At 63.2% G+C, this 22,439-nt stretch carries 27 protein-coding genes and 1 tRNA gene; 22 read left to right on the top strand and 6 right to left on the bottom strand.

Annotated features, from left to right (window positions below; genetic code table 11):
* Nucleotides 1-10: 10 nt before the first annotated feature.
* From QFZ83_RS18530 to QFZ83_RS18490, 9 genes are read left to right on the top strand one after another with little or no spacing between them, the layout of a single operon-like run.
* Nucleotides 11-1,219: a hypothetical protein gene (locus QFZ83_RS18530; protein ID WP_307508839.1), complete on the top strand. Its 1,209-nt coding sequence runs from the start codon at nt 11-13 to the stop codon at nt 1,217-1,219.
* A 4-nt stretch (nt 1,220-1,223) separates the two neighbouring features.
* Nucleotides 1,224-2,699 carry a LamG domain-containing protein gene (locus QFZ83_RS18525; protein WP_307508837.1) on the top strand — a complete coding sequence of 492 codons (1,476 nt, stop codon included), beginning with the start codon at nt 1,224-1,226 and terminating at the stop codon, nt 2,697-2,699.
* Complete coding sequence (locus QFZ83_RS18520) at nt 2,696-3,103, top strand: hypothetical protein (protein ID WP_307508835.1); 408 nt, start codon at nt 2,696-2,698, stop codon at nt 3,101-3,103. The genes QFZ83_RS18525 and QFZ83_RS18520 overlap by 4 nt, the downstream gene beginning before the upstream one ends.
* The gene (locus QFZ83_RS18515) at nt 3,096-4,988 is read left to right on the top strand and encodes a hypothetical protein (RefSeq protein WP_307508833.1); all 1,893 of its coding nucleotides are present in this window, start codon (nt 3,096-3,098) and stop codon (nt 4,986-4,988) included. Before QFZ83_RS18520 ends, QFZ83_RS18515 begins: the two co-directional genes overlap by 8 nt.
* 2 nt (nt 4,989-4,990) lie before the next feature.
* The gene (locus QFZ83_RS18510) at nt 4,991-5,215 is read left to right on the top strand and encodes a hypothetical protein (protein WP_307508830.1); all 225 of its coding nucleotides are present in this window, start codon (nt 4,991-4,993) and stop codon (nt 5,213-5,215) included.
* Between the two features lie 21 nt (nt 5,216-5,236).
* Nucleotides 5,237-5,605, top strand: coding sequence for a hypothetical protein (locus tag QFZ83_RS18505; protein ID WP_307508827.1), 369 nt, complete (start codon nt 5,237-5,239; stop codon nt 5,603-5,605).
* Nucleotides 5,595-5,987 carry a hypothetical protein gene (locus QFZ83_RS18500; RefSeq protein ID WP_307508824.1) on the top strand — a complete coding sequence of 131 codons (393 nt, stop codon included), beginning with the start codon at nt 5,595-5,597 and terminating at the stop codon, nt 5,985-5,987. Before QFZ83_RS18505 ends, QFZ83_RS18500 begins: the two co-directional genes overlap by 11 nt.
* Nucleotides 5,984-6,568, top strand: a complete 585-nt coding sequence (locus QFZ83_RS18495; RefSeq protein ID WP_307508822.1) for a glycoside hydrolase family 19 protein — start codon at nt 5,984-5,986, stop codon at nt 6,566-6,568. The genes QFZ83_RS18500 and QFZ83_RS18495 overlap by 4 nt, the downstream gene beginning before the upstream one ends.
* A gap of 37 nt (nt 6,569-6,605) precedes the next feature.
* On the top strand, nt 6,606-7,154 hold the full coding sequence (locus QFZ83_RS18490) for a hypothetical protein (RefSeq protein WP_307508820.1): 549 nt from the start codon (nt 6,606-6,608) through the stop codon (nt 7,152-7,154).
* On the opposite strand, the gene QFZ83_RS18485 is transcribed toward QFZ83_RS18490, so the two are convergent.
* Nucleotides 7,144-7,356: a hypothetical protein gene (locus QFZ83_RS18485; RefSeq protein WP_307508817.1), complete on the bottom strand. Its 213-nt coding sequence runs from the start codon at nt 7,354-7,356 to the stop codon at nt 7,144-7,146. The genes QFZ83_RS18490 and QFZ83_RS18485 overlap by 11 nt on opposite strands.
* A gap of 307 nt (nt 7,357-7,663) precedes the next feature.
* Nucleotides 7,664-8,359: a hypothetical protein gene (locus QFZ83_RS18480; RefSeq protein WP_307508814.1), complete on the bottom strand. Its 696-nt coding sequence runs from the start codon at nt 8,357-8,359 to the stop codon at nt 7,664-7,666.
* Between the two features lie 779 nt (nt 8,360-9,138).
* Between QFZ83_RS18480 and QFZ83_RS18475 the strand changes: the two genes are divergently transcribed.
* The 3 genes from QFZ83_RS18475 to QFZ83_RS18465 all read left to right on the top strand — a co-directional run bounded on the left by QFZ83_RS18475 (nt 9,139) and on the right by QFZ83_RS18465 (nt 10,602).
* A complete protein-coding gene (locus tag QFZ83_RS18475; RefSeq protein ID WP_307508811.1) occupies nt 9,139-9,327 on the top strand; it encodes a hypothetical protein in 189 nt (62 codons plus the stop codon).
* A gap of 67 nt (nt 9,328-9,394) precedes the next feature.
* The gene (locus tag QFZ83_RS18470) at nt 9,395-10,303 is read left to right on the top strand and encodes a DUF72 domain-containing protein (protein WP_307508808.1); all 909 of its coding nucleotides are present in this window, start codon (nt 9,395-9,397) and stop codon (nt 10,301-10,303) included.
* Nucleotides 10,300-10,602 carry a hypothetical protein gene (locus QFZ83_RS18465; protein ID WP_307508805.1) on the top strand — a complete coding sequence of 101 codons (303 nt, stop codon included), beginning with the start codon at nt 10,300-10,302 and terminating at the stop codon, nt 10,600-10,602. The genes QFZ83_RS18470 and QFZ83_RS18465 overlap by 4 nt, the downstream gene beginning before the upstream one ends.
* A gap of 136 nt (nt 10,603-10,738) precedes the next feature.
* Here the strand turns inward: QFZ83_RS18465 and QFZ83_RS18460 are convergent, their stop codons facing one another.
* Nucleotides 10,739-10,990, bottom strand: a complete 252-nt coding sequence (locus tag QFZ83_RS18460; RefSeq protein ID WP_307508804.1) for a hypothetical protein — start codon at nt 10,988-10,990, stop codon at nt 10,739-10,741.
* A gap of 762 nt (nt 10,991-11,752) precedes the next feature.
* On the opposite strand from QFZ83_RS18460, the gene QFZ83_RS18455 reads away from it, so the two are divergent.
* The 3 genes from QFZ83_RS18455 to QFZ83_RS18445 all read left to right on the top strand — a co-directional run bounded on the left by QFZ83_RS18455 (nt 11,753) and on the right by QFZ83_RS18445 (nt 15,468).
* Nucleotides 11,753-12,535, top strand: a complete 783-nt coding sequence (locus QFZ83_RS18455) for a toll/interleukin-1 receptor domain-containing protein (protein ID WP_307508802.1) — start codon at nt 11,753-11,755, stop codon at nt 12,533-12,535.
* Between the two features lie 237 nt (nt 12,536-12,772).
* Complete coding sequence (locus tag QFZ83_RS18450) at nt 12,773-14,689, top strand: peptidyl-prolyl cis-trans isomerase (RefSeq protein WP_307508799.1); 1,917 nt, start codon at nt 12,773-12,775, stop codon at nt 14,687-14,689.
* 104 nt (nt 14,690-14,793) lie between these two features.
* Nucleotides 14,794-15,468: a histidine phosphatase family protein gene (locus QFZ83_RS18445; protein WP_206178237.1), complete on the top strand. Its 675-nt coding sequence runs from the start codon at nt 14,794-14,796 to the stop codon at nt 15,466-15,468.
* A gap of 27 nt (nt 15,469-15,495) precedes the next feature.
* On the opposite strand, the gene QFZ83_RS18440 is transcribed toward QFZ83_RS18445, so the two are convergent.
* Together QFZ83_RS18440 and QFZ83_RS18435 are read right to left on the bottom strand one after the other, a co-directional pair.
* On the bottom strand, nt 15,496-15,828 hold the full coding sequence (locus QFZ83_RS18440; RefSeq protein ID WP_307508797.1) for a hypothetical protein: 333 nt from the start codon (nt 15,826-15,828) through the stop codon (nt 15,496-15,498).
* A gap of 52 nt (nt 15,829-15,880) precedes the next feature.
* Complete coding sequence (locus QFZ83_RS18435) at nt 15,881-16,129, bottom strand: GlsB/YeaQ/YmgE family stress response membrane protein (protein ID WP_013540415.1); 249 nt, start codon at nt 16,127-16,129, stop codon at nt 15,881-15,883.
* Between the two features lie 184 nt (nt 16,130-16,313).
* Here QFZ83_RS18435 and QFZ83_RS18430 point away from each other — a divergent pair, with 184 nt between their 5' ends.
* The 3 genes from QFZ83_RS18430 (at nt 16,314) to QFZ83_RS18420 (ending at nt 17,739) form a co-directional block, all read left to right on the top strand.
* On the top strand, nt 16,314-16,967 hold the full coding sequence (locus tag QFZ83_RS18430; RefSeq protein ID WP_307508795.1) for a YbhB/YbcL family Raf kinase inhibitor-like protein: 654 nt from the start codon (nt 16,314-16,316) through the stop codon (nt 16,965-16,967).
* Nucleotides 16,968-17,042: 75 nt separating this feature from the next.
* Nucleotides 17,043-17,118: transfer RNA gene (locus QFZ83_RS18425), tRNA-His, on the top strand.
* Between the two features lie 276 nt (nt 17,119-17,394).
* Nucleotides 17,395-17,739, top strand: a complete 345-nt coding sequence (locus tag QFZ83_RS18420; RefSeq protein ID WP_013540491.1) for an H-NS family nucleoid-associated regulatory protein — start codon at nt 17,395-17,397, stop codon at nt 17,737-17,739.
* Between the two features lie 82 nt (nt 17,740-17,821).
* Here the strand turns inward: QFZ83_RS18420 and QFZ83_RS18415 are convergent, their stop codons facing one another.
* Nucleotides 17,822-18,808 carry an NADPH:quinone oxidoreductase family protein gene (locus tag QFZ83_RS18415; RefSeq protein WP_013540492.1) on the bottom strand — a complete coding sequence of 329 codons (987 nt, stop codon included), beginning with the start codon at nt 18,806-18,808 and terminating at the stop codon, nt 17,822-17,824.
* A gap of 127 nt (nt 18,809-18,935) precedes the next feature.
* Here QFZ83_RS18415 and surE point away from each other — a divergent pair, with 127 nt between their 5' ends.
* The 4 genes from surE to QFZ83_RS18395 are packed head-to-tail and all read left to right on the top strand — an operon-like array spanning nt 18,936 to nt 22,416.
* Entirely contained in the window at nt 18,936-19,694 is a 759-nt protein-coding gene (gene surE / locus QFZ83_RS18410) for a 5'/3'-nucleotidase SurE (RefSeq protein ID WP_206178240.1), read from the top strand.
* A gap of 1 nt (nt 19,695) precedes the next feature.
* A complete protein-coding gene (locus tag QFZ83_RS18405; protein WP_306877577.1) occupies nt 19,696-20,469 on the top strand; it encodes a protein-L-isoaspartate(D-aspartate) O-methyltransferase in 774 nt (257 codons plus the stop codon).
* A gap of 11 nt (nt 20,470-20,480) precedes the next feature.
* Complete coding sequence (locus QFZ83_RS18400) at nt 20,481-21,389, top strand: peptidoglycan DD-metalloendopeptidase family protein (RefSeq protein WP_307508791.1); 909 nt, start codon at nt 20,481-20,483, stop codon at nt 21,387-21,389.
* A 4-nt stretch (nt 21,390-21,393) separates the two neighbouring features.
* Nucleotides 21,394-22,416 (top strand): sigma-70 family RNA polymerase sigma factor, encoded by a 1,023-nt coding sequence (locus tag QFZ83_RS18395; RefSeq protein ID WP_306877575.1) that lies wholly within the window; start codon nt 21,394-21,396, stop codon nt 22,414-22,416.
* Nucleotides 22,417-22,439: the final 23 nt, after the last annotated feature.

Raw genomic sequence — 22,439 nt, 5'->3', positions numbered from 1 at the left:
GAGAAACACAATGGCTTCAGTCGTCGATACGAGCGTCAAGCATTTCGGCAGTTTCATGGGCGCGAGCGCGCCCGTGTTGAATGGCGTCGCTGGGAGCTTGAACGCCCTCATCTATGCGTGCGCTGTGACGGGGTTCGACGCCATCACCTTGACATCGCTCGAAGTGTCCGGCGGCATCGCGACGGCGACCTATACCGGTTCGCATTCGTCGGCCATCGACACGGTGGTTTTGATTTCGGGCGTGACGGGTGCCCTTGTTGCCCTCAATGGCGAGCAGAAGATTGTTGCGAAGCCGAGCGCCGGCGTGGTGCGCTTCGCAACCGCGGCGGCCGATGGCATTGCGGCCGGAACGATCACGATGAAGATCGCGCCCCTTGGCTGGCTGCGCACCTTTGCAGTGGGCAATGTGGCCTCTTTCAAGTCTGCAGATCCCGCCAGCACGGGCATGTCGCTACGCATCGATGACTCGGCCGCCACGATTGCGCGCGTGGTGGGTTATGAGTCCATGTCTGATGTCAACACCGGATTGGGGCGTTTCCCCACCGACGTGCAAGTGCCTGGCGGTGGCGTCTGGCCCAAAAGCAACGTGGCGAGCGCTGCCGCGGTGCCGTGGTTCGTGGTTGGCGATGGCCGCGCCTTTTATCTCTGGGTCGCACCCTATGCGGTCACCGTGCCGGCGTGCAATTCAGGATGGGTCCGAGGCTTTGGCGACATGGTCTTGCTGCGAGCCAGTGGCGATGCTTATGCATGCGCCCTCAACTACAGCAACCAAACAGCGGTCACTGCGGGATATGACGGGGTGTACGGCGGATACGGCAGTTCGGTGTCGGCGCGAACGGCGTGCCCTCGCAGCTTTACCGGGCTGGGCAGTTCAGTGGTGAACTATGTCTATCCCTACACGGGCGCCGCCAATGCGGTTTCGGGGTGTGACTCCACATTGGGAGGCTTCCCCAGCAAGGTAGATGGCCAGCTCAAATTCAGCAGCCTCTACATCACTGAATTTCCGGAGCCACGGGCCGAAGTCCCGGGTCTCTATTCGGTGCCGCAGACCTTCGTCTATGACACGTTCAAACACCTCGACCCTGCGCCTGGAACTGGTCTGCTGGCGGGGCGAAAGCTGCTGTCTCTTCAGATTGCGAACAGTGGCATCACTTCGACGCCGACCAGTGGCAATTCCGGCGGCTTGTTCGTTGACGTAACCGGCCCGTGGGCGCGCTGAGAAGATGGCGGCGCACCGGTATTGGAGAGCAGCAGCCTTCGACGCCTACGGCGGCGGCGGGCTTGAGCTGAGCGAGTTTCATCTCATCGCGGGAACGACCCGCGTTGATGCGGCCGCGGCGTTGACTGCGAGCGCTGCGCCCGATTCGGGCGCCGTGGGTGCGCTGCAGGACGACGCGCTTGGCACGGCAGCTCTGTGGAGCGATGTCGTCGTGGTGCGGGCTCTCTCGCTGCAGTGGGACTTCGGCGGGAGCCCTCAAGACGTGACCGATATTCGGCTCGGCAGCGCGGTGTCGCCGGCGCGTTTTGCCTTGTCTGTCCGCATCGACTATTCCGACGACGGCGTGACGTGGGTCACCTACACGACGTTTGCCGGCATCACCTGGCCGGGGCCGCGTGCGAAGACGGTCAGCGTGTGGCGTTACCTCGATGTGTCGTCGCCTTCCATCGTGTCCTATCTCAACATGGAGGGATACGACGGGAGCGCGGCCATTGGCGACCGCACCGGAAAGCCTTGGGCACTCTTTGGCGGCGCAGCGGTCAGCACGGCGCAGAAAAAGGCGGGAAGGTCGAGTGTCCGGCTCAATGGCACGTCGGCCTATCTCGAATCGCCGTCGAGCACGGATTTTGATTTCGGAGCCGGGGACTGGACGATTGAAATGATGGTCTGGATCAGCGGACCGCCATCCGATCCCTCGAACGGGACGCTCATGGAGCGCTGGAACGGGAGTGGCATCTTCATGAACTACGCCGTGCCGGGCTACTTCCCTCGGTTCGGTGTGACTGCGGCCGGCGCTCCTACCTCGGTGATTGGTGCCAACGCCATCCCGCTGGGCACCTGGGCGCATGTCGCATTTGTGCGAAACGGGTCGAGCCTTCTGACTTTCGTGCAGGGTGTTCTTGGCTCAACGGGAACGGGGTTCACTGGCGGTATCGATCCAAGCAGCGAAGCGATGACCGTAGGGCGGGACAACGCGGGCGTTCGACACCACAACGGCTACATCGATGAGTGGCGAGTGACGAAGGGGAAGGCGCAGTACACCGGGAATTTCGACCCGAATTTTTCCTACATCCAAGTCAACGCGGTGCAGGGTCGCGCGCAAGGCGTGAGTGGTGGGCGTGGTGGTCCCGGCTCGCCGGTGGGCAGCTATGCCGCGCGCAATGTACCGCCTATCAAACGGGGCCGGAAGGACTATTTGTCGGGGGTGCACGGGCAGGGCATTGGCCGGGTCCGCGGCGTCGTTCTCGACTATGTGAATCCGCTTAACAAACCATATCGGTGCAAGGTCCGATTGGTGCGTGAAGCGGACGGCCTGCAGATGCGCGAGGCGTGGACCGGTGTCGATGGCGTCTACGACTTCCAATACGTGGACGAGCTGCAGAGCTATTCCGTGCTTGCCTTCTATCTCGATCACGGGAAACGCGCTGTCATCAGCGACGGCCTGACGCTTGCCAATGGCAAGGTGGAGCTGATGCCATGAACGTGCTCGCCATCAATGCCATGTTGCAGGGGCCGGGCCTGCTGGCTTACCTCGGCGAAGGCGCGCGCTTTCTGGTGTGCGATGCGGCCAAGCCCGCGCCTGGCGGTTCCGCTACGACGATGCTCGCCGCGGCCGTGTTGGCCTCACCCGCCGGCGTGGTGGTCAATGGCGTGTTGACACTCGCGCAGGCGGACGCCGAGGGCGACATGGCCGCGGCGACTGGCGTCGCAACGTGGGGCCGACTTGAGCTTGCCGATGGCACTTGGGTGGAAGACTTCACCGTGAGCGGGCCTTCGGGCTCGGGGCAAGTGAAGATCGAAGTCATCGACCCGCCGGTGGGCGACCCAGAGGCCAAGCTCTATCAAGGTGGACGATTCCTGCTGGGGGGCGTGACCCTTGGTTGAGGATCTTGTCTTTCGGAAGCTGCCGCTCGGCGGGCCGCCGAACGTCCTTGTTTTCGGCGAGCCGGATGAACCCGTCAGCGGCGGTGCGGTCGCGCTGGGGCGCATTGCGCTGCCGGCGTTCATGCTTTCGGGTTCGGCGACCGCTGAGCTTCCGTCGAACGCCATCGCGGCCGGTGCCATCGCGTTGCCTGCATTCATGTTGCGCGGCGCGCTGCGCTACGACAGCGACGCGCAGCGGCTGCTCGTCGGTCGTGTCTCGTCTGGCTGGCAGGTAGCCGGGCAGGTGCTTGCCTCTGTCGGCGCGAAGCATCAGGCGGCCGAGCGGCTGCAGGGGGCGGTCGCTGGCGGCTGGCGGAGCGCGGCCCCGCGTGCGGCCGGTGTGAGTGCTGCATGGGATGACGTGACGCGGTGCCATCGCAGTGCCAGCACGAGGCATCAGGACGCGCGGCGCATCGGCGCGCGTGCGACGGTTCGATATGAAGACGTGCTGCGCGCACGGGCGCAAGCCTTCATGCGCTGGCAGGGCGCTGTACGTCTTTCGCCGGCGGTGGTGGGTGTGCGGCATCAGGATGTCGAGCGCATGCGCCGCGACGCCGGCGTGCGCTGGCAGGAAGCGGATCGCCTGCTCATTCAGCGCGCGGCGCGAGGTGGCAGCGCGCAGCTCATCGAGCGCGGCATCGTGATGCGCTGGCAAGAGTTCATGCGTCCGCCGGCGGGGCAGTCGGTCTTCGTGCCGCCCGGCGAAGACCCTTGCTACGTCCCCTCGAACACGCTCGTTTTCAGCGCGCGGCAGGCGCACACCAAGACTCTGATTTTCATTTGCGAGCGGCATTCGCCGCCGCCTGGCACCGGCGAAACCGTCGTCGTGCCCATTCTGGAGGCCTACACCGTGCAGAACAGCATCAGCCTTGTGCGCATCGACAGCGGCGAGGTGATCGAGGCCTCGGCCTTCTCCATGAGCCTCGATGCGGACTCGTGGACCTGGCGATGGAGTGCCACGCTGCCCGGCGCAGCATGGCCCGTCATCCGGCGCGGCATTCATGCGGCACCGGTGGAGATCCTCGCCACCGTCAACGGTGTGCCGTATCGCCTGGCTGCGACCGATTGCAGCCGCGACCGCAGATTCGGCGATGCAAGGGTTCAGGTGCAGGGCAAGGGGAGGGCGGCCATGCTCGACGATCCGTATGCGCCGATCCTCAACCATGCGTCGGCCTCCGCGCGCAGCGTGGCGCAACTGCTCGACCTCGCGCTGACTTACAACGGCGTGGGTATCGGCTGGGACATCGACTTCGGTCTGACCGACTGGACCGTGCCCGGCGGAACGTGGAGCTTCCAAGGGAGCCACATCGGCGCCGTGCTCGACATCGCCAGTGCGGCCGGCGCCATCGTGCAGCCGCACGCCACCGATGCGACCTTGCGCGTGATGCCGCGCTACCCCGCGGCGCCGTGGAACTGGGGCACCTTGTCGCCCGACTTCGTATTGCCTGCGGCCGCGGTGGCCGTCGAGGGCATCCAGCCGCTGACAAAGCCGGACTACAACCGCGTCTTTGTGGCCGGCACCAACGGCGCTGGCGTGCTCGGTCAGGTGACCCGCAGCGGCACAGCCGGTGATCGCGTGGCGCAGATGGTGACGCACGCACTCAACACGCACAGCGACGCGGTGGCGCAGCGTGGCCTTGCCGTGCTCTCGGACACCGGTGCGCAAGCGAACGTCAGCCTGCGGCTTCAGGTGCTGCCCGAGACGGGTCTCATCCTGCCGGGCGCACTCGTGCGCTACGAAGACGGCGCCGAGACGCATCTCGGTCTCGTGCGCAGCACGTCGGTGGATTGGCAGCGGCCGGTGCTGCGCCAGTCAATCACCCTCGAAACGCATGTGGAGGCATGAGCATGGCAACGAACGTCTATGCCGCCTTCCTGGCCTTGCTGCCGAGCTATCCGCTGCAGGTCGCAACCATCACGGCCATTGATGGCGAGGTGGCTCGTCTTGAGCTGCCCGGCGGCGGTGTGCTCACGGCGCGCGGTGTCGGCGCGGTGGGCGATCAGGTCTTTGTGCGCGATGGCGTGATCGAGGCGAAAACGCCCGAGATGCCGTTTGTTCAGGTCGAAATCTAAGAGAAAGAGAAGAGGCACCTCATGGACATGGGCGACATCGCCGGCAATCCGATCGCGCAGCTTGCGGCGCTGATTCTTTCGGTTGCCGGCGGCTACAGGGTCTGGCGCGCGCAGCAGCCAACCGAAGCAAAGGAGCGCGCCGACAGCGAGGGGCAGATTGCCGCGCTCGCGACCTGGCAGGCATTGCTTGAAGGCGAGCGCGCCGCGCGTGTGAAGGCCGAGGAGCGCGCCGACAAGTTCGCGGCTGAGCGCAACCAGGCGATGCAAGAGCTGTGGGAGATGAAGGGCCAGCTCAAGGTCATGAACGAAACGCTCACCGCGCAGACCCTCGAATTGGGCTCGCTGCGCGACCTCGTTCGCCAACTGAAGGACCAACGAAATGCACAGTGAATCGCACATTGACGCCGACCGTGCGCCGAACGAAGAGCAGCCGCGCATGCGTGTGCCGCGCCAGTGGCGCCGCCTCTTCGAGACCGTGGGCGTCGTCGGGAGCCTGTTCCTCGGCGGCTTCGGCTCGGGCTATTTCTGGGCGACGCGCAATGCCGAGGTGCAGATGACGCGCCAGCGCGAAGACCACCTCGCGGAAATCGACCGACTGCGCGAGGCCTTCGGCGACCGGCTCACTTCCCTTGCCGGCCGCGTGAATCAAGCGGCCGGCACCGCAGCGAGCGCTGCGCAGACCGCGGGTGAAGCCGCGAGCACTGCGCAGACCGCCGCACAAACCGCCAACCAAGCCGCGAAGACCGCGGCAAAGGAGTTCAAGAAACCATGATCGACACACAGACCCTCATCGACTGCACAGGCGCCTCGCGTGCCAACGCCGAGCGCTACGTCCTGCACCTGGCGGACGGCATGAACCGCTTTCGCATCCATTCCGACAGCGCGGTGGCCGCCTTTCTCGGTCAGCTTGTCATCGAATCCGACGCACTGGAGAAGGTCGAGGAAAACCTCAACTACACGACGGCCGCGCGCTTGCGCGAAATCTTTCCGAGTCTGTTCGTGCAGGGCGGGTATCGGGCCGAGGACTATGTGCGCAACCCGCAAGGGCTGAGCATGCTGCGCTACAAGGGCTTCCACGGCCGCGGCCTGATTCAATTGACCTGGGAGGATGCCTACATCGCTGCAGGGCGCGCCATCGGAGTGAACTACCGCGCGAACCCCGAGCTGCTGCTGCAGGCGCAGCATGCTGCGTTGTCTGCATGCTGGTTCTTCGCCGACTTCAAGGACTGTCTGCCGGCTGCCGAGCGCGGTGATGTCTACGACATCACCGGGCGCGTGAACGGCCCGAAGCGGCTCAAGTTGGTCGAGCGCAAGGCGGCGACGGCGCGCGCCTACAAGGTGCTGAGCAAATGAGCGCGCGTCGCAGTGATCTTCCTCACTGGGGCGGCGCATGAACAAGTTGCTCGACATCGTACCGTCGTGGCTTTGGGCGTTGCTGTTCGTTTTGGCCTTGGCCGCGGTGGGCATCGAGCGAACGCAGGTGCTCAAGGCCAAGGCCGATGTCGCAATGGCGCGGCAAGCCGTCTCCGACGAAAAACTCTACCGTCAAGCCGAGAACACCCGCCGCGCGCTCGCGGCCCTCGACGATCTGCAACGTGTGATCGCGATGCAGACCGCCCACGCCAAAGCTCAACAGGAAAACGTAAATGCCTACGAAAAGAAACTGGCCGTTCTCGACGGCCGTCGCCGCGCTGCTGTCGGCGATGCTGAGCGGCTGCGCAATCAGTTCACCGCCTTCGCCGCCCGTGATCGGGACGAAGCCTCAAGCGACCCCGCTGCCTGTCGGCGTGTTGCGGATCGAGCCGCAGTCCTCGGAAGCCTGGCTGCACGAGGTGCAGAGTTACTTCGAAGCGGTCGAATCATCGTTGAGCAGCGGGATGCCGAAGTAGAGCTGTTGCTCGGCATCGTCAGCAATGATCGATCGCTGCTCAGGCCGTAGGGTCGGAAGCTCGCGATGCCGCGCCCCTTGCCTTCGCTTCTTCTCGTAATTTGCGATCCTCGGCCATCTTTGCCAGTAACTCGGGCGAATACTTCGCCTCGCGCGCAACGCGGGCGCGAAGCGCATCGCCGGCCCGATCATCGGGTTGATTCGCCGGATCTTCATCGGGAAACTGTTCGAAGTAGTCGGACCACTCGCCCATTGCTCTCTCCTTTGTTGGATTAAGTGATTCTTTCTTTGTCGTCGATTTAGAGCAATCCCCTGCGACGCTAGTACACAAAGAAGAAAGCCCGCAAAGCGGGCTTTCTGATTGCTACACTGAATCCACCGGGTGGCCGCCTTGCGGCATTTGCCCGGTGGACAAGCGACGTCTTGCCACAAGCCCTGACCGGATTGGCCTTAGAAACTTAGGCCGGTCATGGGCTTTTTCTTTTGTCGGCACCTGGCGGGCAAGCTAGCACCAGATGCCGATAACTAATGTCTTGCGCATGTGATCTCCTCTTGAAGAGTTAAGGCGTTGCCGCGGGCGCTGGAGCTTCAGCCGGCTCCTTCGCCGGCTGCAAGGACAAGGCGTCGGCGGGTGGTTTCGGAGGGCTTGGCACAGGCCCGACTGCGGGCGCAGCCGCGGTAGCTGCTGCTGCAATAGCGGCAGCGTCAATCTGTGCCTTCATCATCGACGCGCGCACCGCCTCAATTTCGCCGAACCCACCGACATCGACGAGCCGGTCAATGAAGCGTCCGTAGAGTGCCGTCTGAACGAGGCCTTGCCTGTACATCCACTCCATCGCGCCGTTCGGGTTGTAGAGCAGCACATAGTGGAAATCCCCTGACGGTCCCGGCTTCGCTTGAATCATCCACAGCTCGTGAAGCCGTTTCATCCGCTTGCGCCACGTGTCAACCGCTCGCTCGCCGGCAAAGCCCGCTTCGCTGGCGAAGGTGGCCGGGTTTTCAATGGTGATGAGCGGGTGGTCGGGGGAGCGTGCCCACAAGCAAAACAGGGTGTGTCCAGCCGGTTGCCCTTTCGATTGAGCATCGACAGCTTGCATGACGATGGGCAGCGTTCGCGGAAGGGTGGTAAAGCCGTCGTTCGTTTTCCGTCGCCATATCCACTCAGAAGGCACGTTCGGAAAATGAATGTCCATCTGCTGCTGAGCGCGCTCCGACATCTTCAACCGCCGTGCGGACGACTGCTTCGCGTTTGCCACTATTTGCTCCTGAATTCGTTTCGATGCATGCAGTTTCTTCGAGGGTAGAAGCCAAGGCAACGGGTAGTTTCGGCCGTCTGTATAGCTGCACTCGCGTCACCAAAAAGGTGATTGAGCTTAGTTGGTAAACCTTCGTTGACGCAACTCATTTATATGAAATTGCACCATATCGCGCGGAAAGATCCTCTAACTATTTGAAAACAAAGGAGTTTTAAAAAAATCGTGTGCTCGATTGCTCGATGTGCTCGACGTTCTCCTACGTGCTCGTATGCTCGTGGGTATCCAAAGGGGAAAATTTTCCGGCCCGGCACGCGTTTTTTTTTCAAGCCGTCGGGGGTTTTTTGATGAGAGCGCTACGACTGAGCGACGCGGTCCCTACCCAGCGCGCACGCGGCTCCGGTCGCATCCACCTGGGATACGGTCGCTCGCATCGTGGCGTAGGCGTCGGAGGCCTGCTCGGCTGCGGTGACAGGGACGCACCACCAAACCTGCCGCCAGTACGCCCTGTACCCGTGCTCCTGTTGTCCCTCGATTCGTAGGCCGCCGCGTTTGATTTTTTTCACGCGCGCATAGTCCACGAAGGTGATTACTTCGGTCGGGTCTGTTCGGCATCGGTACAGGTGGGCTTCCTCGTGCGGGTAGCTTCGTCCCGCATCCCCGAAGCACAGCCAACCGCGGACCGGGCGCGCTTTCGCCTGGCCTTCGGGGCGCAGTTCACCGGATTGGTAGAGGATGTAAACGTCACATAACACTGTATAAATATACAGTAATATGTGCTCATGGAAAACGTGCCCGCAACCCTCTGGATTGCTGCCTGCGCACACCGGTTGCAGCAGCAATGGCATACCGTCGATCCGCTCCAGTTAGAGGAAGTCGCGCGCGACCTTTGGCGCGATGAGCGGCTGCGAGCGATGCCGCCGGATGAGGCGGCTGTCGATTGGTTGAAGCCGATCAGCACCGCGGAGTGAAGATGCGGCACGCCATTGATCGGTGCTGCGGACCGCGGGAAAATTTGCTGACTCCTTAGGAGGTGCCATGGAAACACTCGTCGGCACGGCCTCATGGACCGACAAGACCCTTCTTGACTGCGGACGCTTCTACCCAAAGGAGGCGAAGACCGCCGAGGTGCGACTTCGACACTACGCGTCGATTTTTCCGCTTGTGGAGGTCGATAGCAGCTACTACGCGATGCCCTCGGAAGCGAACGCGCGCCGCTGGGCCGAGCGAACGCCCGAGGGCTTCACGTTCAACGTGAAGGCATTCCGGTTCTTTACTGGGCACATGACGCAAACAGAGGTGCTGCCGGCCGACTTGTGCCTGCAACTCGGCACGCATCGGCGGATTTACTACAAGGATGTGGGCGAAGACTTGAGGACCGAGCTGTGGCAGCGGTTTGAGTCTTCGTTGGAGCCGCTGCGGGCGGCCGGGAAACTGGGGCTGATCCACTTCCAGTTCCCGCCCTCTGTGACCTGTGCGCGTCGGCCCATGCAGCACGTCGAGCAGTGCATCGCGCGCTTGCCGAAGGACACCCTAAGCATTGAGTTCCGGCATGAGAGCTGGTGGCAGAACGCGAAGCGCTCGGCCGATACGGTGGCCTGGCTGCGCGACATTGGCGCCGTGCATACCGTCGTAGACGGGCCGCAAGGGGTCGTCAACAGCGTGCCGGCCCTGTGGGAGTCCACGCACCCCGACTACGCGCTTCTGCGGCTCCACGGGCGCAATGTGACAACCTACAACGCGAAGGTGCAATCGGCTGCCGAGCGTTTCGAGTACGACTATCTCGATGACGAGCTGGCCGAGCTGGCCGAGCTGGCGGGCGAGGCAGTTCGCCTGGCATTCAAGGTCAAGCGCATACACGTCATCTTCAACAACTGCCACGAAGACAAGGGGCAGCGCAACGCGCAAACATTCATGAAAAAGCTGCAGGAAGTTGGCGAGCAATGAAGGTTTCGGAGATGAGCGGATCTGCGCTCGATGCGTGGGTGGCGAAGGCCTTGGGTGAGCCGGTTGGCGTTGCCTATTCGGCAGATTGGCCAGGCTTCGACCGCGTGCTCGACCGCGATGCGATCCACGTCGCGCCGATGCCGGGCAAGAGATATCAGTGGTGCGCCATCGTGGTCGGCCGTCCGGGCGGCAGGTTGCCTGAGGGGCGGGGAGGCTGGCTTGAAGGCTCGTCGCCTCGGATGGCTGTTGCCCGAGCAATCGTGTCTGCGAAGTTCGGGGCTAGCGTCGAGGTTTCGTAGGCGGGCATCGGGGGATGGCACCGGGCCGTTCTTGCTGTAAGCGAGAAATGAAAAAAGCCATTGAATACCAATGGCTTAAAGGGACGATCCCGACTGCGCGGCTTGGGCCGAAGCCCCCCGCGTGCTCAAGTCGGGCTCAGTTCGGAAATTGCGGCAGCGAGCGGAGCGCAGGGGCAACGATTTTGTCCGCTGAGGTGCGGAGCGAAATGTCACTGCCGGGCATGCGGTCGTCGGGGTAGATTTCCACCGCCTTGCCGTTGCTCAGTTTTATGAAAAAGCGCGCCCCCGCACGATACATCGCGACGACTGCGGCCACGGGAAGGCGCCAGATCTGGCGACCGTTAAGAACTGCACCGATCTCGACGACTGAAAAGCCGTTCAGATTCACGTGCGTAACTTCGACACACAAGTTGCTACTCATTTTGGATACCCAAAAAAAAGTGCTTGGCGCCGTCTTCGCGAAATGCAAAAATATTTGCGCTGTCTAGGCACGAATGGTTTTTCGCTGTTCGTTTCCCCCGCCAAGCTAAAACAGGTGGGGCCAGAGGGTCAGACTTGTGCAACCAAGTCTGGCCCCTCTGCGTTTCTGGACCCCCAGAAACGTGACTTGGGGAAACTATATCTAGGGTGTCGAGTACCAACAACCCACTACATGTGGCGTTTGGCGGCTAAACCGTACGCTTATTCAAAAATGGATAACACCTGTTGACGGCGTCGTCAACAGTCAGAGCGCCCACACCCCGCGCAGAAGCGAGGTCATCATCTCGCAAGCCGCATAAACATTGGCTTCTAAGACGATTTCAGGCTGGAGGGCGCATGAATGCTGGAATGTTTGATTGCAATGGTCAAATATCGCCGTCTTTCCACGTGATAATCGCAGGGCGTGTATCGATTGAAAAAATGCATGAGGCGGTTCAAGGCGGTCTAGACCCATTATTTCCCTGAGCGCGGAGGGGTTAATCGTGAGCCGGCAAGAACGCGGGATGGCACTAGATTGCTTCGGCAGAGGGCTTGATGCTGGAACGCCCCGATAGGTCCGAATCCGCCGGGCTTAATACAGTACCGAAGCCTAAAACATCACGTTACATTAGGCGCTTAGTTCACAGCCGTCTTTGGCCGGGTGAGCCGCGAAAGAAGACGGAGGTCTCTCATGAAGGTGTTTGTCAGCTGGTCGGGGCCGCGCAGCCATGCTGTTGCGCAAGTGCTCAGAGAGTGGGTGATGGCGGTCATTCAGGCCGCGCGTCCTTGGCTGTCGTCTGAAGATATTCAGCGGGGAGCACAGTGGTTTGGCGACATTGGGAGCCAACTCCACGAGTCTTCGGTTGGGATTTTTTGCTTGACGCAACGCAACAAAACTGCGCCTTGGATTCTGTTCGAGGCAGGTGCAATTGCAAAGGGTGTTCCGACCAATAGGATTTGCACGCTGCTGATTGATTTGGAGCCTGCAGACGTGCTCGGGCCTTTGGCTCAGTTCAATCACACCAGACCTACGCGCGATGAGATGTACAAGCTCGCTGCCACGCTGAATTCGGCGCTAGGCGAGACGCGGCTCACCGAGGCTCAACTGAAAAAATCGTTCGATGCCCACTGGGAGAGTTTCGACGAAGACTTTAAGGCTGCCGTCGAAGAACATCCTGAGGTCGGCGCGCCTGTGGCGCCGCCGGCAACGGACGAGATGCTTGGCGAGATTCTTTCTAACCTCCGAAGCATGAATTCGCGGTTGTCTCAAATTGAAGCGAGTGCAACCTCAGACGCCGCCTCGTTGTTCATTCAGGCTTCGAAGGAACCAAATCGCCGCGCGCCATGGTTGAAGGATCTTGAAGTATCACCTCGGGGGGAGCCCGTTGAGACAGAACAACCGGGAAAGAAAAGCATTGTCATCAGGAGACGGCCAATCACGGGCGTTGGCGGCATGGATCCATCTCAGAGCTAGCGTGGGGTCTTCTCAATGCCGCCACGAGTAGAATCTGCCGTCGCTATGCGCCAAAGTTGGTAGCGAATGGTTGGTGAGAGTGCTATCTCGTTGATTTGTAAGAAGATTCTTTTCCCTTACAAGGCGTAGGTCGGGGGTTCGAGCCCCTCAGCACCCACCACCACCCAGATGCAAAGGCGAACACCAGTTCGCCTTTTTTATTGCCGTCCGACATCCGTCGAAAAAGAGTGTTCAAGCATGTTTGATTTCTTCCGCAAGTACAACAAGATCGTCATGATTTTCTTGTTCTTGCTGATCATTCCCTCGTTCGTGCTCTTCGGTGTGGAGCGTTACCAGGGCTCCGGCCGCGACGAGAAGGTTGCCCACATCGAAGGCGGCGACATCACCAAGCCCGAGTGGGATGCGCAGCATCGCATCGAGACGGACCGCATCCGCCAGCAGTCGCCCAACGTCGATCCGACGGTGCTCGATTCGGACGCCTTGCGCTATGCCACGCTGGAGCGCATGGTGCGCGATCGCGTGCTGGCCGCAGCCGCCGCCAAGGCGAACATGACCGTCTCCGAAGATCGTCTCTCGCGGATCTTCGCGCAGGACCCGGGCCTGGCGTCGTTCCGCACGCCCGACGGCAAGTTCGACCGCGAGACCTTCCTTCGCGTGACGGGCCGCACGCCTGAGCAGTACGAAGCGCAGGTGCGCGCTGACATGTCCACGCAGCAGGTGCTGCTCGGCGTGTCGGGCACGGCGCTCACGCCGCCGGCACTGGTGGCCGCCACGGTCAACGCCTTCTACGATCGCCGCGAAATCCAGGTGGCCCGCTTCGCTCCCGATAGCTTCGCCTCGAAGGTGACAGTGAGCGACGCCGACATCGAGGCCTATTACAAGGACCACACCTCGCAGTTCCAGGCGCCCGAGCAGGCCAACATCGAGTACCTCGTGCTCGACCTCGATGCGGCCAAGAAGAACGTCGTCGTCAGCGAAGCTGATCTCAAGACCTACTACGAACAGAACACCGCACGCTTCGGCACGAAGGAAGAGCGCCGCGCGAGCCACATCCTGATCACCGCGCCGGCCAGCATGTCCGCCGCCGATCGCGAAAAGGCGAAGGCCAAGGCCGAGCAACTGCTCGCCGACGTGAAGAAGGCACCGAACACTTTCGCCGACGTGGCGCGCAAGAACTCGCAGGACCCCGGTTCGGCCGAGAAGGGTGGCGATCTCGATTTCGTCACCAGGGGCGCGATGGTCAAGCCGTTCGAAGACGCGATGTTCGCGCTGAAGAAGGGCGAGATCAGCGGCGTCGTCGAAACCGAGTTCGGCTATCACATCATCCATCTCGTCGACATCAAGCCGGCCGTGGTGCCGCCCTTCGAGCAGGTTCGCGCGACCATCGAAAGCGAAGTCCGCGCCGCGCAAGCCGCGCAGGAATTCGCGAAGGCCGCCGAGGTGTTCACCGATGCGGTGTACCAGCAGCCCGACAGCCTCAAGCCCGCTGCGGAAAAGCTCAAGCTCACGATCCAGACCGCGACCAATGTCCCGCGCACCCCCGCGCCGGGCGCCAAGGGCCCGTTGGCCAGCCGCAACTTCCTGAGCGCGCTGTATGCCAGCGACTCGCTCGAGCGCAAGCAGAACACCGAAGCGATCGAAGTCGGTTCCAGCCAGCTCGCCTCGGGCCGCGTGACGCAGTACACGCCCGCGCATCCGATCCCGCTGGCCGAGGTCAAGGACAAGATTCGTGCGCAGCTCGTCACCGAGCGTGCAGCCGTGCTGGCCAAGACCGAAGGCGAAGCCAAGCTCGCGGCCTGGACCGCCAAGGCGGATGGTGCGACCTTCGCTGCCCCGGTCACCGTCTCGCGCATCGATGCGCAGTCGCAACCGATGCCGGTGATCGACGCTGCGCTTCGTGCCAATGCAGCCAAGCTGCCTTCGCTGGTGGGCGTGGACCTGGGCGCGCAAGGCTACGCGGTGGTGCGTGTGACCAAGGTGGTTCCGCGCACGCCGCCGCCGCCCGAGCAGGCGCAGCAAGAGAGCGCGCAGGTCAGCCAGTCGGTGACGGCGGCAGAGGCCGATGCGTACTACAAGCTGCTGAAGGAACGCTTCAAGGCCGAGATCCTCGTGCCGAAGCCGGCGGACACGCTGCCTGTGGCATCCGCCCGCTGACGCGAGGCTGCTCCGCAAAACGAACGCCCGGGTCGATGACCCGGGCTTTTTTTTGGTCGCACGTGGGACAAGCGCGGCCTGCGCTTCTTGCCAGAATCCGGCGCATGGGAACCCTCTACCTCGTGCGCCATGGGCAAGCCAGTTTCGGCGCTGCCGACTATGACAACCTGAGCGAGCTCGGGCACCGGCAGTCCGTGCGCCTGGGTGAATATTGGCGCGAGCGAGGCATGGCATTCGATGCCGTCATCACCGGCACCTTGAAGCGGCATCGGCAGACATGGGAGGGCATTGCCAAGGGCCTCGGGCTGGAGCGAGACGACGTGCTGCCGTGGCCGGGGCTCAACGAATACGACAGCGAAGCTGTCATCGCCACGATCCACGAGGGCAAGCTCGAGAAGCCGGATTCGCCCGAGATGTACCGCCATCACTTCCGCTTGTTGCGCCAGGGCCTGGGCGCCTGGATGCAGGGCAAGACAGCGCCAGTCGGCATGCCGAGCTATGTCGACTTTCTCGCTGGTGTGACGACTGCGCTCGACCACGTGCGTGACCGGCATCACGGCGCGAAGGTGCTGGTGGTGTCGAGCGGGGGACCGATCAGCACCGCGGTCGGTCACGTGCTGGGCACGAGCGCGGAGACGACCATCGAGCTCAACCTGCGCATCCGCAACACCTCGGTGACGGAGTTCGCATTCACGCCGAAGCGCCACATGCTGGTGACCTACAACACGCTGCCGCATCTCGACGGGCCGGCGTACGAGGACTGGGTCACGTACTCCTGATATTCCCCTGAATCGCGCTGCGCCGTGTCAGGCCTGCCAGACACCGTAGCCGGCCTTGCGCAAGGCGATGCCCAGGTCGACCTCCATCAGGCGCGCGTCGTCATAGGGCATCGGGTTGTAGCGCTCGTAGAGCGCGGGCAGCAGGCGCACGCCGAATTCCTGCACGAAGCTGTTGGCCTGGATGCCGGCCTTGTGCTTGTCGAAGCGGATGTCGGGATCCAGCCCGGTCATGCCCACATAGACGAAGGGCTTGCCGAGCTGGTAGTCGGGATTGGCGCGCCTGAAGCGGCTGCTGTTCCACACGCGATCGTCGAGCTCGACCACGTAGACGTGGTGCTTGGCGCGTGGCTTGCGGGGCATGGGGTTCGCAGCCTGGCCGCGCGGGGCGGTTTCGGCGAGGCCGCGCGGGGTATCAGCTCTTGCGCTTGATCAGGCCATAAAGGATCAGCAGCACGATCGCGCCCAGCACGGAGGCGATGAAGCCGGCGCCCTGGCCCGCGGTGTACCAGCCCATGGCCTGGCCGACGTAGGTGACGATCAGCGAACCCGCAATGCCGATCAGCGTCGTGACGATGAAGCCCGCGGAATCGTCGCCCGGCTTGACGGCGCGTGCCACCAGACCCACGACGAACCCGATCAGAATAGTCCAGACGATGCTCATGAAGAAATTCCTTTGGCGGTGAAGTGGAAGTGGCGAAAAGCCGTGCCCGTCTGCGCGGGCCGCATCGATGATAGCGGAGCCATGTGAGCGGTCGCACCCGCGATGTGCATCGGCGCACGCGAACGGGAATTCTGCCGCAAGGTCGGCGGCGAGTGCGCTGCGGCGTCCTACAGCGCACGGGTGCATGCCGGGCTATACCGGGTGCATGCTTGAAAAATTACCCGAAGCCGTCGGCCGCGCATTGCACGGCGTGCGCGCCGGTCTGGACAACATCGTTTTCAACACGCTCGGCCTGCGCGAAGGCATGGCGTCGATTGCGGTGACCAGCGTGGCATTTGCCGACCACGCGCCGATACCGCCGCGCTACACGGCCGATGGAGAAGGTGTCTCGCCGCCTTTGCAATGGACGGGGCTGCCTTCGGGCGTCGCATCGCTGTTGCTGATCGTGGAGGACGCCGATTCCCCCACGCCGAATCCGCTGGTGCACGCCATCGTGGTCGGCTTGAGGCCCGAAGACGACAGGCTGGTGGAGGCCGCCATTCCCGGCAACGATCAGCAAGGCGCCGGTTTGCACGTTGGGCGCAATTCGAGCCTGCAGGCCACCTGGCTGCCGCCGGACCCTCCGCCCGGCCATGGTGTGCATCGCTACGCTTTCCAGCTGTTCGCTCTCGACAGCGTTCCCGTGTTTTCAGAAGAGCCAGGGCGCGACGAGGTATTCGGCGAATTGCACGATCACGCGGTTGCCAGCGGCCTGCTGATCGGCACGTGCGAGCGATCCGATGGCGCCATCAAGATAGAAGAGGCCGCCGGCGCCCCGAGCCCTCTGGCGGCGGGCTGAATGTGAATTTCAACCACATTGCAACTCACTGAGGCCGAAACCGCGATTTTTGACGCTACAATTGCGGGCTCTGCGGTGGCTGTAGCTCAGCTGGTAGAGTCCCAGATTGTGATTCTGGTCGTCGTGGGTTCGAGTCCCATCAGCCACCCCAAAAATATCTCCCTGTCGCTATTTCGCAATAGCAATCAAGGGATTCCAACGCCGGGTTTACCCGGCGTTGTCATTTCCGGCGCTCTGTTCGTTGCAACAGTTGCCCGCCAACTTCTCCCCCTTGTTCTCCTCGATATACAGAGCCAAAGCGGCCCGCTTTACGTTGCGCGCTGTTGCATTAACTTGTTGGGCAGCCATTTTTTCTAGCGCCAATGGGCTTGTGACAAATGCAAACTGAATTAAAATCCACCCGTTTTCAATTTACAGGAGTCCAACAATGGCTTCGACCCTCGCCGATATCAATTCCCAGATCAAGAAGCACGACGAGCAGATTGCTCAATTGCGGAAGCAGGCTGAAGACCTCCGTAACCAAGAACGCGCGGGCGTGATCGAAGAGTTGCGCAAGAAGATCGCGGAATTCGGTTTGACCGCTTCCGACCTGAAACTCGGCGGCCGCGGTGCAGCCGTCAAACGCAGTGCAGGTGCCGCAGCACCCAAGGCAGCCGCCAAATACCGCGGCCCGACCGGCGAAACCTGGTCTGGCGGCCGCGGCCGCAAGCCGCGCTGGGTGACCGAAGCATTGGCTGCCGGCAAGTCGCTTTCTGATTACGAGATCAAGTAAGCGCTGCGAATCGCCGAACTTTTATCAATAAAAAAGCCCGCATGCGCGGGCTTTTTTATTGGGCGGTTGAAACGAGGTTCGCTCAGTTCACCATCACCAGTTTTCCTTTGACGCCGCGCGAACCCATGTGCGCGTATGCGGCCTTCAATTCGGCCATCGGCATCGTGCTGTCGATCACCGGCTTGATCTTTCCCTGGCCATACCACTGTGCCAATTCGGCCATCATCTGCGCATTGGCCTTGGGTTCGCGCCTGGCGAAATCGCCCCAGAACACGCCCACGAGCGATGCGCCTTTCAGCAGCGTCAGATTCAATGGCAGCGACGGAATGGGACCCGACGCAAAACCCACCACCAAATAGCGGCCGCGCCAGCCAATGGAGCGAAATGCGGGTTCCGCAAAATCGCCGCCCACGGGGTCGTAAATGACATCCGGGCCCTTGCCGTCGGTGGCGGCCTTGATGGCATCGCGAAAACCGTTGGGCAATGCGTGTGTCGTGTAGTTGATCGTCGCATCGGCGCCAATGGACCGGCAGAGTTCACATTTCTCATCGGTCGAGGCGGCTGCAATCACTTTTGCACCGGCGGCTTTTGCAATCTGGATGGCTGCGGTCCCCACGCCGCCTGCTGCACCCAGCACCAGCACGGTTTCCCCGGCCTTGAGCTGCGCGCGATCCATGAGCGCGTGCCACGAGGTGGCGTAGATCATGATGAACGCGGCCGCGTCGACATGGCCGAAGCCCTCGGGCAGCGGCATGCACAGCGCCGCGGGGGCCAGCGTGTGGGTGCCGAAACCACCGGTGCCCGAGAGGCACGCCACGTTCTGGCCCACCTTCAGGTGCGTCACGCCTTCGCCGACCGCCTGGATGACGCCCGCGTATTCCGAGCCGGGAACGAAGGGCAGGGGCGGCTTCATCTGGTACTTGTTCTGCACGATGAGCAGGTCCGGGAAATTCAGGCTGGCGGCCTTGATCTCGATCAGCACCTGCCCGGGGCCCGGCGTGGGTGTCGGCAGTTCTTTCCAGGTGAGCGCGTCGACGCCAACGGGGTTTTCGCAAAGCCATGCGTGCATGCTCGGGTCTCCTTCGGATGGGTAATGTTGAGGCAATGACTGCGGGCATGATAGGTGCCGCGGCAGGGCGTCCTTGTCCCTGCTGCGACGCACCCGACGCCTACAATCCGGTGCACCGAAAAGCACCATGAAGATACTTATTTCCAATGACGATGGCTTCCAGGCACCGGGCATCGTCGCACTGCACGACGCGCTCAAGGACATCGCCGAAGTCGAGGTGGTCGCACCCGAACACAACAACAGCGCCAAGTCGAACGCGCTGACCCTGGCAGCACCGCTCTACGTGCACAAGGCGCACAACGGTTTTCGCTACGTCACCGGCACACCGGCCGATTGCGTGCACATCGCGCTCAAGGGCCTGCTCGACTACCGGCCGGACCTCGTGGTCTCCGGCATCAACAACGGCGCCAACATGGGCGACGACACCATCTATTCAGGCACCGTCGGCGCGGCCATGGAGGCGTATCTCTTCGGCATTCCAGCGATTGCTTTCTCGCAGATCGAAAAGGGTTGGGCGCATGTGGATGCGGCAGCGCAAGTCGCGCGTCGTCTGGTGCAGCAGATCGAGCGCGAAAAGATGATCGGCGGCCCGGCCTTCCTGCTCAACGTGAACGTGCCGAACCGGCCGTTCGACGAGCTGAAGCCGGTCAAGGTCTGTCGCCTCGGTCGGCGTCATGCGGCGGAGAAGGTCATCACGCAGGACAGCCCGCGCGGCGAGACGATGTACTGGATTGCCGGCGCGGGCAGCGCCAAGGACAGCGGAGAAGGCACCGACTTCCACGCCACCGCCTCTGGCCACATTGCCCTCACGCCGCTGCAGATCGACCTGACCGACCACGCCAACCTGGGCCAATGGCGCGAGACGGTGGCCCGTCTCGGCAATTGACATGGCCACGCAACGGCCGAGTTTTCCGGTTCGCCTGACACCCACCGCTTCGGCAGCCACGCGCGGGCGCATGCCCGCCGTGCCGGCCAAGCCGATGGTGCCGTCCACGCCCTCGATGGCCTCCGACGCCGTGCGCGCGCGCATGGTGCAGAAGCTCGCGGCGCAGGGCATTTCCGATCCGCGCGTGCTGCGTGCGATGGGCGCCGTCGAGCGGCATCGCTTCGTCGACAGCGCGCTGGTCAACCAGGCGTACGAAGACACCAGCTTGCCGATCGGCCTGGGGCAGACGATCTCCAAGCCGAGCGTGGTGGCCCGAATGATCGAGCTCCTGCTCGCTGCGCCCGCGTTGGCCGGCAAGCCGCAGGACCGGCTTGGCCGCGTGCTCGAGATCGGCACCGGCTGCGGCTACCAGGCCGCTGTGCTGAACCACGTGGCGACCGAGGTCTACAGCATCGAGCGCCTGCGCGGCCTGCACGAGCGTGCGCGCACGAACCTGCGGCACTTCCGGCTGGCCACGGTGCACCTGATGCTGGGCGACGGAATGATCGGCTATGCCAAGGGCGCGCCCTATGCGGGCATCATCGCGGCGGCCGGCGGCGAAGCCGTTCCGGAAGCCTGGATTTCACAACTCGCGGTCGGCGGGCGCATCGTTGCGCCGACCCATTCGGACAAGGGCGGACAAGCCCTCGTCGTCATCGACAAAACCGCCCGCGGACTGGAGCGTCTCATTCTTGAGGCGGTTCACTTTGTCCCCCTAAAATCGGGCATCGCTTGAAGGAATAACAAATGCAGGGTTTTGGCAATCGGAGTTTGTTCGCGGGCATCACGTTGGCCGTTGTGCTCGTGATCGCGGGCTGCTCCGCACCGCGCGGGCCGGCACCGGTCGAGGATCGCGGCACCATGTCGCGAGCGCCCGGTGCCACGCCGGGTGGTTCTCCCATCACCGTCGATGCCAACGGCAAGCCGCTCCAGGGCATCGAGAACTACGGCAAGCCTGGCTACTACGCCGTGCGACCCGGCGACACGATCCGTCGCATCGGCAGCGACACCGGACAACGCTGGCAGGACATCGCCCGCTGGAACAACCTGGACAACCCCGACCTGATCGAAGTGGGCCAGGTGCTGCGCGTGATTCCGCCGTCGGGCTCGGGCACGGCCGTTGCAACCGCTCCCGCAGTTTCGGGTTCGGAAGGCGCCGTCACCAAGCCGGTGACGCCGCCCCCGGTGATTGCACCTGTTCCAGCCGGCGGCGCAAGCACGCCGGTGAAGCCGGCGGCGCCTGTCACGGCTTCTCCGGCAAGCCCTGGCAGCGGAAGTTCGGGCGACGAAGACCTCGGCTGGATCTGGCCCGCGAGCGGTTCGCTGATCGCCGGCTTCGATGAAGCCAAGAACAAGGGCTACGACATCAGCGGCAAGGCGGGCGACCCCGTGCTGGCCGCGGCCGACGGTCGTGTGGTGTATGCGGGCGCGGGCCTTCGTGGCTACGGCAACCTGATCATCCTGAAGCACAACAACACCTACCTCACGGCCTATGCGCACAACCAGGCGCTGCTCGTGAAGGAAGACCAGTCGGTTCAGAAGGGCCAGAAGATCGCCGAAATGGGCAACAGCGACGCCGATCGCGTGAAGCTGCATTTCGAGATCCGCCGCCAGGGCAAGCCCGTCGACCCGTCACGCTACCTGCCCGGCCGGTGATGCCATGGCTGCCTCCCGCCCCCGTCGCACGCTGCCTGTGCGCGGGCTGGCGGGCAGGGGTGGCAGGTCTTCCGGCGACAAGGAAATCTCGCCCGACGAGAATATTCCGGCCGACCCTGTAGAGCTCAACGCAGCGCTGTCACGCGGCGCCAAGGCCGAGCTGATCGGTGGCGAAGGCGCTGACGCGCTGACCATCTACCTGCGCCAGGTCCGGCGCACCGAACTCTTCACCCCCGACGAGGAGTTCCAGACCGCCTGCGCTGCGCGGTCAGGCGACTTCGCGGCGCGGCAATCGATGATCGAGCACAACCTTCGGCTCGTGGTCAACATTGCCAAGGGGTATCTCGGCCGCGGCGTGCCGCTCTCGGACCTCATCGAAGAGGGCAATCTCGGACTGATGCATGCCATCACCAAGTTCGAGCCCGAGCGCGGTTTTCGCTTCTCCACCTATGCGACCTGGTGGATCCGCCAGTCGGTCGAACGCGCTGTCATGACGCAGGCGCGCGCGATTCGCCTGCCGGTGCACGTGGTGCGCGAACTGCAGCAGGTACTGCGCGCGCGCCGTGCCCTCGAAGGCGATGCCGAGTTCGTCGCGCGCCGCCCTGACGGCGTGCGCGTGGAAGACGTCGCAGCGCTGCTCGGCCGCGATGTGCAGGCGGTGGCCGACCTGCTGGCGCTTTCGGAAGCGCCGCGCTCGCTCGATGCCGGCGATGCGCGCGGCGACGAGGGCTTCACTCTGGCCGACACCGTGGCATCCGACGACGAGCAGGGCAATCCCAGCGGCGTCACGCAGGCGCACGAGGTGGAGCGCCTGCTCGACCAGTGGGTCCACGCGCTCGACGCACGCGAGCGCGAGGTGCTGGAAGGCCGCTATGGCCTGCATGACCGGGAGCCTGAAACGCTCGAGGTGCTGAGCGTGCGCCTGGGCCTCACGCGGGAGCGCGTCAGGCAGATCCAGAACGAGGCGCTGGCCAAGATGCGGCGCCAGTTGGCGCGCTCGGGCATCGGACGGGATGCGCTGTTCTAACGGGGCAAAAAAACGGGGGCGGC

The organism is Variovorax sp. W1I1 (assembly GCF_030815625.1).
Classification (GTDB): Bacteria; Pseudomonadota; Gammaproteobacteria; order Burkholderiales; family Burkholderiaceae_C; genus Variovorax; species Variovorax paradoxus_C.
The sequence above is the reverse complement of the archived record's forward strand: the minus strand, read 5'-3'. Positions and strand labels throughout refer to the sequence as shown.

Coding starts and splice junctions, on each gene's coding strand:
- QFZ83_RS18530 (WP_307508839.1), top strand. CDS start 11: ATGGCTTCAGTCGTCGATACGAGCGTCAAGCATTTCGGCAGTTTCATG.
- QFZ83_RS18525 (WP_307508837.1), top strand. CDS start 1,224: ATGGCGGCGCACCGGTATTGGAGAGCAGCAGCCTTCGACGCCTACGGC.
- QFZ83_RS18520 (WP_307508835.1), top strand. CDS start 2,696: ATGAACGTGCTCGCCATCAATGCCATGTTGCAGGGGCCGGGCCTGCTG.
- QFZ83_RS18510 (WP_307508830.1), top strand. CDS start 4,991: ATGGCAACGAACGTCTATGCCGCCTTCCTGGCCTTGCTGCCGAGCTAT.
- QFZ83_RS18505 (WP_307508827.1), top strand. CDS start 5,237: ATGGACATGGGCGACATCGCCGGCAATCCGATCGCGCAGCTTGCGGCG.
- QFZ83_RS18500 (WP_307508824.1), top strand. CDS start 5,595: ATGCACAGTGAATCGCACATTGACGCCGACCGTGCGCCGAACGAAGAG.
- QFZ83_RS18495 (WP_307508822.1), top strand. CDS start 5,984: ATGATCGACACACAGACCCTCATCGACTGCACAGGCGCCTCGCGTGCC.
- QFZ83_RS18490 (WP_307508820.1), top strand. CDS start 6,606: ATGAACAAGTTGCTCGACATCGTACCGTCGTGGCTTTGGGCGTTGCTG.
- QFZ83_RS18485 (WP_307508817.1), bottom strand. CDS start 7,356: ATGGGCGAGTGGTCCGACTACTTCGAACAGTTTCCCGATGAAGATCCG.
- QFZ83_RS18475 (WP_307508811.1), top strand. CDS start 9,139: ATGGAAAACGTGCCCGCAACCCTCTGGATTGCTGCCTGCGCACACCGG.
- QFZ83_RS18470 (WP_307508808.1), top strand. CDS start 9,395: ATGGAAACACTCGTCGGCACGGCCTCATGGACCGACAAGACCCTTCTT.
- QFZ83_RS18465 (WP_307508805.1), top strand. CDS start 10,300: ATGAAGGTTTCGGAGATGAGCGGATCTGCGCTCGATGCGTGGGTGGCG.
- QFZ83_RS18455 (WP_307508802.1), top strand. CDS start 11,753: ATGAAGGTGTTTGTCAGCTGGTCGGGGCCGCGCAGCCATGCTGTTGCG.
- QFZ83_RS18450 (WP_307508799.1), top strand. CDS start 12,773: ATGTTTGATTTCTTCCGCAAGTACAACAAGATCGTCATGATTTTCTTG.
- QFZ83_RS18445 (WP_206178237.1), top strand. CDS start 14,794: ATGGGAACCCTCTACCTCGTGCGCCATGGGCAAGCCAGTTTCGGCGCT.
- QFZ83_RS18440 (WP_307508797.1), bottom strand. CDS start 15,828: ATGCCCCGCAAGCCACGCGCCAAGCACCACGTCTACGTGGTCGAGCTC.
- QFZ83_RS18435 (WP_013540415.1), bottom strand. CDS start 16,129: ATGAGCATCGTCTGGACTATTCTGATCGGGTTCGTCGTGGGTCTGGTG.
- QFZ83_RS18430 (WP_307508795.1), top strand. CDS start 16,314: ATGCCGGGCTATACCGGGTGCATGCTTGAAAAATTACCCGAAGCCGTC.
- QFZ83_RS18420 (WP_013540491.1), top strand. CDS start 17,395: ATGGCTTCGACCCTCGCCGATATCAATTCCCAGATCAAGAAGCACGAC.
- QFZ83_RS18415 (WP_013540492.1), bottom strand. CDS start 18,808: ATGCACGCATGGCTTTGCGAAAACCCCGTTGGCGTCGACGCGCTCACC.
- surE (WP_206178240.1), top strand. CDS start 18,936: ATGAAGATACTTATTTCCAATGACGATGGCTTCCAGGCACCGGGCATC.
- QFZ83_RS18405 (WP_306877577.1), top strand. CDS start 19,696: ATGGCCACGCAACGGCCGAGTTTTCCGGTTCGCCTGACACCCACCGCT.
- QFZ83_RS18400 (WP_307508791.1), top strand. CDS start 20,481: ATGCAGGGTTTTGGCAATCGGAGTTTGTTCGCGGGCATCACGTTGGCC.
- QFZ83_RS18395 (WP_306877575.1), top strand. CDS start 21,394: ATGGCTGCCTCCCGCCCCCGTCGCACGCTGCCTGTGCGCGGGCTGGCG.